At 63.5% G+C, this 8964-nt stretch carries 11 protein-coding genes; 9 read left to right on the top strand and 2 right to left on the bottom strand.

Going from position 1 to position 8964, the window contains the following annotated elements; all coding sequences use genetic code 11:
- Nucleotides 1-64: 64 nt before the first annotated feature.
- From purC to purQ, 3 genes are all read left to right on the top strand, one after another.
- The gene (gene purC, locus QZY01_RS17705) at nt 65-859 is read left to right on the top strand and encodes a phosphoribosylaminoimidazolesuccinocarboxamide synthase (RefSeq protein ID WP_294539840.1); all 795 of its coding nucleotides are present in this window, start codon (nt 65-67) and stop codon (nt 857-859) included.
- A gap of 95 nt (nt 860-954) precedes the next feature.
- Nucleotides 955-1194, top strand: a complete 240-nt coding sequence (gene purS / locus QZY01_RS17700) for a phosphoribosylformylglycinamidine synthase subunit PurS (RefSeq protein WP_294539837.1) — start codon at nt 955-957, stop codon at nt 1192-1194.
- Nucleotides 1195-1241: 47 nt separating this feature from the next.
- The gene (gene purQ / locus QZY01_RS17695; protein WP_294539835.1) at nt 1242-1928 is read left to right on the top strand and encodes a phosphoribosylformylglycinamidine synthase subunit PurQ; all 687 of its coding nucleotides are present in this window, start codon (nt 1242-1244) and stop codon (nt 1926-1928) included.
- A 38-nt stretch (nt 1929-1966) separates the two neighbouring features.
- On the opposite strand, the gene QZY01_RS17690 is transcribed toward purQ, so the two are convergent.
- On the bottom strand, nt 1967-2260 hold the full coding sequence (locus tag QZY01_RS17690) for a hypothetical protein (RefSeq protein WP_294539832.1): 294 nt from the start codon (nt 2258-2260) through the stop codon (nt 1967-1969).
- A 342-nt stretch (nt 2261-2602) separates the two neighbouring features.
- Between QZY01_RS17690 and purL the strand changes: the two genes are divergently transcribed.
- The 3 genes from purL (at nt 2603) to grxD (ending at nt 5534) form a co-directional block, all read left to right on the top strand.
- On the top strand, nt 2603-4831 hold the full coding sequence (gene purL, locus QZY01_RS17685; RefSeq protein ID WP_294539829.1) for a phosphoribosylformylglycinamidine synthase subunit PurL: 2229 nt from the start codon (nt 2603-2605) through the stop codon (nt 4829-4831).
- A gap of 37 nt (nt 4832-4868) precedes the next feature.
- Complete coding sequence (locus QZY01_RS17680; protein WP_294539826.1) at nt 4869-5108, top strand: BolA family transcriptional regulator; 240 nt, start codon at nt 4869-4871, stop codon at nt 5106-5108.
- Between the two features lie 87 nt (nt 5109-5195).
- Nucleotides 5196-5534 carry a Grx4 family monothiol glutaredoxin gene (grxD, locus tag QZY01_RS17675; RefSeq protein ID WP_294539843.1) on the top strand — a complete coding sequence of 113 codons (339 nt, stop codon included), beginning with the start codon at nt 5196-5198 and terminating at the stop codon, nt 5532-5534.
- A gap of 4 nt (nt 5535-5538) precedes the next feature.
- Here grxD and QZY01_RS17670 read toward each other — a convergent pair whose 3' ends face one another.
- A complete protein-coding gene (locus QZY01_RS17670; RefSeq protein WP_294539823.1) occupies nt 5539-6237 on the bottom strand; it encodes a TlpA disulfide reductase family protein in 699 nt (232 codons plus the stop codon).
- A gap of 25 nt (nt 6238-6262) precedes the next feature.
- Here QZY01_RS17670 and argH point away from each other — a divergent pair, with 25 nt between their 5' ends.
- From argH to lysA, 3 genes are all read left to right on the top strand, one after another.
- Complete coding sequence (gene argH / locus QZY01_RS17665) at nt 6263-7657, top strand: argininosuccinate lyase (RefSeq protein ID WP_294539820.1); 1395 nt, start codon at nt 6263-6265, stop codon at nt 7655-7657.
- Between the two features lie 81 nt (nt 7658-7738).
- On the top strand, nt 7739-7999 hold the full coding sequence (locus tag QZY01_RS17660) for a hypothetical protein (RefSeq protein WP_294539818.1): 261 nt from the start codon (nt 7739-7741) through the stop codon (nt 7997-7999).
- An 8-nt stretch (nt 8000-8007) separates the two neighbouring features.
- Nucleotides 8008-8964 (top strand): diaminopimelate decarboxylase (gene lysA / locus QZY01_RS17655; protein ID WP_294539815.1); only part of this gene is annotated, 957 nt, incomplete at its 3' end.

Below are 8964 nucleotides of genomic sequence, written 5' to 3'. Positions count from 1 at the left end.
TGTCGCCGATTGCGATCGGTCAGGACGTCAAAGTCGCAGGAGGCCCGGAAGAGCCGGGGCATCCTTGGATTATCTCAAAGATCGGTTGACCCCAATGAACCGCCGCCGTCGCATCTACGAAGGCAAGGCCAAGGTCCTCTATGAGGGCCCCGAGCCTGGCACCCTGATTCAGCATTTCAAGGACGACGCCACCGCCTTCAACGCCAAGAAACATGAAGTGATCGACGGCAAGGGCGTCCTGAACAACCGGATTTCGGAATATATTTTCCAGAATCTGAACGACATCGGCGTTCCCACCCATTTCATCCGCCGGCTCAACATGCGCGAGCAATTGATCCGCGAAGTCGAGATCATCCCGCTCGAAGTGGTCGTGCGCAATGTCGCCGCCGGCTCGCTCTCGACCCGTCTCGGCATCGAGGAGGGCTCGCAACTGCCGCGCTCGATCATCGAATTCTATTACAAGAACGACGCGCTCAACGATCCGATGGTGTCGGAAGAGCATATCACCGCTTTCGGCTGGGCGACGCCGCAGGAAATCGACGACATCATGGCCTTGGCGATAAGGGTCAACGATTTCCTCACCGGGCTGTTCCTTGGAGTCGGCATCCGTCTGGTCGATTTCAAGATGGAATGTGGCCGTCTGTGGGAAGGCGACATGATGCGCATCGTCGTGGCCGATGAAATCTCGCCCGATTCCTGCCGTCTGTGGGACATCAAGTCCAACGACAAGCTCGACAAGGACCGCTTTCGCCGCGATCTCGGCGGTCTGGTCGAAGCCTATTCCGAAGTCGCCCGCCGGCTCGGCATCATGCAGGAAAATGAAAAGCCGCATACCGGCGGCCCCAAACTGGTGCAGTGATTTCGCCGGCCAACATCGAAATCAAGCCAGCTTGAGCGATCCGCGTTCCGATTGGATCGCCCATCGCCCAGGCCGCCTAAGGGAAAGTCTCCGGAATGAAAGCCCGCGTCACCGTCACCTTGAAGACCGGCGTGCTCGATCCGCAGGGCAAGGCGATAGAGGGCGCCTTGCATTCCCTCGGCGTAGAGGGCGTCTCCTCGGTTCGGCAGGGCAAGGTGTTCGACATCGAAGTCGAGGCGTCGGACGCCGCGACGGCGAAAGTGGCGCTCGCAGCCGCCAGCGAGAAATTGCTGGCCAATATGGTCATCGAAGACTACCGCGTCGAAATCCTTTAGCCGGCGGCGGACGTCTTCAACACAGCCTAGTGTTTCAGGAGTGCGCCATGAAGGCGGCCATCGTGCTTTTCCCCGGCTCGAATCGCGAAGGCGACGCCGCCCGCGCCTTGCGCCAGGCCGGCGCCCAAACCGCCGTCGTCTGGCACGCCGACCATGACCTGCCGGCTGGAACCGATCTCGTCGTGCTGCCCGGCGGCTTCAGCTATGGCGACTATCTGCGTTGCGGCGCCATCGCCGGGCGGGCCCATATCATGGACGCCGTTCGCCGCCACGCCGCCGCCGGCGGCTATGTGCTGGGCATTTGCAACGGCTTCCAGATCCTCTGCGAGAGCGGCCTGCTGCCGGGCGTGCTGATGCGCAACCGCGACTTGCGTTTCATCTGCAAGCGTCAGCATTTGCGCGTCGAGCGCAACGATACGGCTTTTACCCGCGCCTATGCGCCGCATCAGGCGATCGACGTCGCCATCGCGCATGGCGAAGGCAATTACGAAGCGCTTGAAGAAACCATTCGAAAACTCGAAGGCGAGGGCCTCGTCGCCTTCCGCTATTGCGATGCGCGGGGGCAGGTCGGCGAGGCCTTCAATCCGAACGGCTCGACCAATCACATTGCCGGGATCTATTCGGAGAAACACAACGTGCTCGGCATGATGCCGCATCCGGAAAACCTGATCGACCCTCTGGTCGGCGGCATTGACGGACGCGGCCTGTTCGAAAGCCTGATCCGCGCCGCCTGAGCGGCGCGCCAGGGGAAAACCTCTTGAACGCACACCGTTCAGAAGCGGCAGGTCTGGCCGATGCGCGGGGAATCGGAAGGCTTGGCGAAACCGCCGAGGATCGCCGCGCCAAGGCGGCCTTCGCACGAACCCGTCGTGCGACTGTCCGATCCCGTCAGGTTGACGAAACCGTAAATCCTTTCGCCGCCGCGCCAGCCGGACTGACCGGCGTGCGTGGGATCGGCGGAGGCCGAGCCCGTCGCCAAAGCGAAAGCGCCCATCGACAGGGCGAGCGCCAAAGCGGCGCCTTTATTGTTCAGGGTCGGGACAAGAAACGAATGCTTGCTGGACATGACTAAATCCTCCAATTTCCGGCCTTTGCCGGTGAGCCGGAGCACATGCGACGGCTTCTGCGGGGATTTACGGGACGATTCGCCAGGAGTTTCACGGCGCCGCCAACAAGATCGATCGACCGGACCGGAAACCGGTCACGAACGGGAACGCCCCGCCGTTCGGCCGGCTTTCCATTCCGGGCGCTGGCGACTCCGATTCGCCGCGTCGCCTTTTTTCCCGACATTCTTGCCAATCGAGTCGCGACGTTCTAATCGGAGCGCCAAGAGTCATCTCCGTACGCCCTCTCGTTTGCGCCTTCTCTCGACGCCTCCTTTTGCGCCCTTATCACAAGGCCGGATTTTTTGACCGCTCAGAAGCTTCACGAACCGGCGATCACGCCGGACCTTGTCGCCCGCCACGGCCTCAAGCCGGACGAGTACCGACGGATTCTCGACCTGATCGGGCGCGAGCCCAGCTTCACCGAACTCGGCATTTTCTCGGCCATGTGGAACGAGCATTGCTCCTACAAGTCGTCGCGCCTGCATCTCAGGAAACTGCCGACCAAGGCCCCCTGGGTCATCCAGGGGCCGGGCGAGAATGCAGGGATCATCGACATCGGCGACGGACTCGCCTGCGCGTTCAAAATGGAAAGCCACAATCATCCCTCCTATATCGAGCCCTATCAGGGCGCGACCACCGGCGTGGGCGGAATCCTGCGCGATGTCTTCACCATGGGGGCGCGGCCCATCGCCTGCCTGAATCTGTTGCGTTTCGGCTCGGTCGATCATCCGCGCACGCGCCATCTCGTCTCCGGCGTCGTCGCCGGCATCGGCGGCTACGGCAATAGTTTCGGCGTTCCGACCGTCGGCGGCTCGACCGCCTTCCATGCGAGCTACGACGGCAATATCCTCGTCAACGCGATGGCGGTCGGTCTCGTGCGCAAGGATGAGATATTCTACGCCGCCGCGACCGGCGTCGGCCGGCCGATTGTCTATCTCGGCTCCAAGACCGGCCGCGACGGCATTCACGGCGCCACCATGGCCTCGGCGGAATTCGACGCCGACAGCGACGAGAAGCGCCCCACCGTGCAGGTCGGCGACCCCTTTTCCGAAAAGCTGCTGCTCGAAGCTTGCCTCGAAATCATGGCCAGCGGCTGCGTCGTCGCCATTCAGGACATGGGCGCCGCCGGCCTGACGTCCTCCGCCGTCGAAATGGGCGCCAAGGGCAATCTCGGCGTCGAACTCGATCTCGATCAGGTGCCCTGCCGCGAACCGGGCATGAGCGCCTATGAAATGATGCTTTCGGAAAGCCAGGAGCGCATGCTCATGGTGCTCGATCCGGCGAAGGAAGAGGAAGCCGAAGCGATTTTCCGCAAATGGGGACTGGATTTTGCGGTGATCGGCAAGACCACCGACACATTGCGCTTCGTCGTCAAGCACAAGGGCGAGACCAAGGTCGATCTGCCGATCAAGGAACTGGGCGACGAAGCCCCACTCTACGACCGCCCCCATGTGCCGACGCCCAGGCCCGAAAAACTCGACCCATTGACGCTTGCCTCCCCGCTCGCCATCGACGCGGCGCTGAAAAAACTTGTCGCCTGTCCCGATCTGGCGTCGAAACGCTGGGTCTGGGAACAATATGACCATCTCATACTCGGCAACAGCATTGTCGGCCCCGGCGGCGATGAGGCGGTTGTGCGGGTCGGCGACGGTCCGAAAGGCCTCGCGCTGACCACCGACGTCACCCCGCGCTATTGTTTCGCCGATCCGGTCGAGGGCGGCAAACAGGCGGTGGCGGAAGCCTGGCGCAACATCAACGCCGTCGGCGGGCGGCCGCTCGCGCTGACCGACAATCTCAATTTCGGCAATCCGGAGAAGCCGGAGATCATGGGGCAATTCGTCGGCTGCCTCGACGGCATCGGCGAGGCCTGCCGCGCGCTGGATTTCCCGATCGTGTCGGGCAATGTCTCGCTCTACAACGAAACGCAGGGCAAGGGCATCCTGCCGACCCCGTCGATCGGCGGCGTCGGCCTCGTCGATGACGTAGCGAAATGCGTTGGCGTCGCCTTCCGGGCGCCGGGCGAAAAAATTCTGCTGGTCGGCGAGACCGAAGGCTGGCTCGGCCAGTCGATCTATCTGCGCGAGATTCTGGGCTTTGAGCAGGGCGCGCCGCCCCCGGTCGATTTGGCGCACGAAAAATCGCACGGCGAATTCGTGCGGGATTTGATCGCCAAGGGACTCGTCACCGCTGCCCACGACCTGTCGGATGGCGGCCTCGCCATCGCGCTCGCCGAAATGGCCATGGCGGGCGGGATCGGCGCGACGGTCGCGGCGCCCGGCGCCGATTCCGCCGCGATCTGGTTCGGCGAGGACCAGGGGCGCTATCTTCTCGCCGCGCGAGCGGAACAGGCGTCGGAAATTGTCGCCAGGGCCGCCGAAGCGGGGGTCGCCGTCGCGATCCTCGGCGAAACCGGCGGCGAGACCTTGCGCCTCGGCGCGCATCCGCCTGTGCTGGTGCGGGAATTGCTTGACGCGCACGAAAACTGGATGCCAGCCTATATGGCCGGCGGCGGCAAGATCGCGATGCTCTGATCGAGGGCCAGCCCTCCCCTAATTCAAGGAAATCCCCATGCCTATGCCAGCCAGCGAAATCGAACGCCTGATCAAGGCCGCCCTGCCGGATGCCGAAGTTTTCATCACCGATCTGGCCGGCGACGGCGACCATTACCGCGCCCAGGTGATTTCCGAGGCTTTCCGGGGCAAGAGCCGCGTTCAGCAGCATCAACTGGTCTATGCGTCGCTCGGCGGCCAGGTCGGCGGCGCGCTGCATGCGCTGGCGCTCGAAACGGCGACGCCGGAAACGGCTTGAAACGGGACCTTTCACGGCTTACCTTTATGGCGTCGCGGAGCCTTGAACTCCGTTCGAAAGGAACCAGCCATGTCGGATACACAAACTTTGACCGCCATCGACCGCATCAAGCAGGATGTCGCCGCTCATGACGTCGTCCTGTTCATGAAGGGCACGCCGAATTTCCCGCAGTGCGGTTTTTCCGGCCAGGTCGTGAAAATCCTCGACTTCCTCGAGACGCCCTATAAGGGCGTGAACGTGCTCGAAGACGCCGAAATCCGCGAAGGCATCAAGCAATACGCCAACTGGCCGACCATTCCGCAGCTCTACGTCAAGGGCGAATTCGTCGGCGGCTGCGATATCGTACGCGAAATGTTCCAGTCGGGCGAATTGGCCAGCTTGTTCAAAACCGCCGGCGTTCCGGTCAAGGACCCGCAACAGAGCTGAGCTTTCACTGCTGCGTCGCCGCCTTGATCAAAGCCAGGGCGTCGGCGCCGTCCCATTTGGCCGGCCCGGCGAGTACGCCGAGCGCGCAGCCGTCGCGGCCGAGCAGAAAGCTCGTCGGCAAGCCCACCACTTTGCCGCTTTGCTGAAGGGTCTGAAACGCCTTAGCCGAGGAATCGGAGAAGAATGTCAGGTTCTTGACGCCGATTTCCTGCAGGAAGCCCTTGGGCCGCTCCAGCCGCGCGGTGTCGATGTTGACGGCGACGACCGAAAAGTCTTTGTCGCCGGCGATACCCTGCAAACGGTCCAGCGCCGGCATTTCCTCGCGGCAGGGGACGCACCAGGTCGCCCAAAGATTCAGCAGCACGATTTTGCCCCTGAACGAGGCGAGATCGACCGGCTTGCCGTCCCGGGCAAAACCGAGCGCCGGCATGAGTTTGGGCTGGGCGTCAATGGCGAGAGCGGCGATGTCGCCTTTGGCCAGCGGCGCCAGTTGCGGCGCGAGCGCGGCGGAGGCGGCGCATTCTCCCGTTCCGCCCGAGGCGGCTTCCTTGCCCCCGCCCCCGTTCATCCCGTATAGGACGAACCACAAGACCGCCACGACAGCGACGGCCGCGAACGCCAACGGGGGCAGGATCAGCCGCCGGGCTATGGCGCGCATCTGCTCGGGACTTGCTGTCGGCGGCGAATCGGGCGCGTCATTCATTTTGGCCTCGGCTTCAGGAACGCTCATGAGCAATCAGATGTGGGGAGGACGCTTCGCCAGCGGCCCCGATGCGATCATGGAGGAGATCAACGCCTCCATCGGCTTCGATTTTCGCCTGTGGCGCCAAGACATAGCCGGGTCCCGGGCGCATGTCGCCATGCTGGCCCAGGCCGGGATCGTCAGCGAGGCCGACGCTGGCGCGATCCTCGAAGGTTTAGACGAGGTCGCGCGCGAAATCGAGAGCGGAAAATTCTCCTTTTCGCGCGCGCTCGAAGACATTCACATGAACATCGAATCGCGGCTCGCGGAATTGATCGGCCCCGCGGCGGGGCGCCTCCATACCGCCCGCTCGCGCAACGACCAGGTCGCGCTCGACTTCAAACTCTGGGTGCGCGACACCATCGACGACCTCGACGTCCAGCTCGCGGACCTGCAACAGGCGCTGGTCGACAAGGCGCAGGAATATGCGGGAGCGGTCATGCCGGGCTTCACCCATCTGCAATCGGCGCAGCCGGTGACGTTCGGCCATCATCTCCTCGCCTATGTCGAAATGATCTCGCGCGATCGCGGGCGTTTTCGGGACGCGCGCGGGCGGCTCAACGAATGTCCGCTCGGCGCGGCGGCTCTTGCCGGCACGTCCTTTCCGATCGACCGCGACGCCACGGCGCGGGCGCTCGGCTTCGACCGGCCGACCGCCAATTCGCTCGACAGCGTCTCGGACCGCGATTTCGTGCTCGAAACCCTTGCCGCCGCCGCCATCGCCGCCACCCATTTGTCGCGCTTCGCCGAGGAAATCGTGTTGTGGACGACGCCGCAATTCGGCTTCGTCGCCCTGTCGGACAAATTCACGACGGGGTCCTCGATCATGCCGCAAAAACGCAATCCCGACGCGGCGGAACTGGTGCGGGGCAAATCGGGCCGGATCATCGGCGACCTCGCAGCCATGCTGATCGTCATGAAGGGCCTGCCGCTGGCCTATTCCAAGGACATGCAGGAAGACAAGGAAGGCTGTTTCGATTCGCTGCAATCATTGTCGCTTTGCGTTGCGGCCATGGCCGGCATGGTCCGCGACATGACGCCGCGCGTCGAGCGGATGAAGGCTGCGGCGGGCTCGGGCTATGCCACCGCCACCGATCTCGCCGACTGGCTGGTGCGGGCGCTTGGCCTGCCCTTTCGTCGGGCCCATCACGTCACCGGGCAAATCGTCGCCATGGCCGCCGAAGCCGGGCTGGAGCTGGAGCAATTGACGCTGGCGCAGCTGCAAGCGATCGAACCGGCGATCGGGGTCGAAGTGTTCGAGGCTCTCGGCGTCGAGAACTCGGTGCGCAGCCGCACCAGCTATGGCGGCGCCGCGCCGGAAAATGTGCGGCTTCAGGCGCGCGCCTGGGCGCAAAGACTCGCCGGCGAAAAGAAGGACTGACCCTTAAACTTGTTTCGTCATGGGCCTTGCGTTCGGCTATAGTCCGCGCCATCCGCGCGCCTTTTTTCGGAGACGGGCCTGTTGACCTGCCATTCCATCCTCAAGACAGCTCTATTGGCCGGGGCCTTGTCGGGCGCCCTGCTGCTCGACGGCTGCGGCCGGCGTGGTCCGCCGATTCCACTCGATCCCGCCATCGAGAAAAAATCGCAGGCCGCGCCCGATTCGCCGGAACAGATCCACTCGACGGCCAATTCGCAAGCGCCCCTGCCGCATGGGCTTGACGATAATTCTCTCAAGGTCGGCGCGCCGAAACGCCCCACGCCTTTCGATTTCCTGCTTTAAGGTTCGGCATGCATCACTTTCATTATGACCACGGCGTGCTCCACGCCGAGGGCGTCGCCTTGCCGGGACTGGCGCGGCAGGTCGAAACGCCGTTCTACTGCTACAGCGCGGCGACGATCCGGCGCCATTTCACGGTGTTTTCGCAGGCCATGAGCGATCTCGACGCCATGGTCTGCTATGCGATGAAAGCCAATTCCAACCAGGCTGTGCTGACCCTGCTGGCCAAACTCGGCGCGGGCATGGACGAGGTGTCGGAAGGCGAATTGCGCCGCGCCATCGCCGTAGGCGTACCCGGCGCGCGCATCACTTTTTCGGGCGTCGGCAAAACCGAACGCGAAATCGCGCTGGCGCTCGACCACGGCATCTTCTGCTTCAATGTCGAATCCGAGCCGGAACTGGAGCTGATTTCCCGGATTTCATTTTCGCGCGGCCAGAGGGCGGACATAGCACTGCGGGTCAACCCCGACGTGGACGCGAAAACCCATGCGAAAATTTCGACCGGCAAGTCGGAAAACAAATTCGGCATTCCGATTTCCATTGCCCGCGGGGTTTACGCGAAGGCGGCGACGCTGCCCGGCGTCAACATCGCCGGCGTCGATATGCATATCGGCTCGCAGATCACCGATCTCGCGCCATTCGACCACGCCTTCGCCCTGCTCGCCGGTTTCGTGCGGCAGTTGCGCGCCGACGGCCACGCCATCGCCCATCTCGATCTTGGCGGCGGTCTCGGCATTCCCTATTCCGACCGCGAAAACCCGGAAAGCTATCGGCCCGAACTCTATGCGCAGGTCGTGCGCCGCCACATCGCGCCGCTCGGCGCACGGCTGGTGTTCGAGCCGGGACGGCTCATCGTCGGCAATGCCGGCGTGCTGGTGACCAGGGTTCTTTACGTCAAGCGCGGCGCGGCGAAAAACTTCGTCATCGTCTATGCGTCGATGAACGTTCTGGTGCGGCCGACGCTCTAC

Source organism: uncultured Rhodoblastus sp. (assembly GCF_903903185.1).
Classification (GTDB): Bacteria; Pseudomonadota; Alphaproteobacteria; order Rhizobiales; family Beijerinckiaceae; genus Rhodoblastus.
This window is presented reverse-complemented; position numbering and strand designations above follow the sequence as displayed.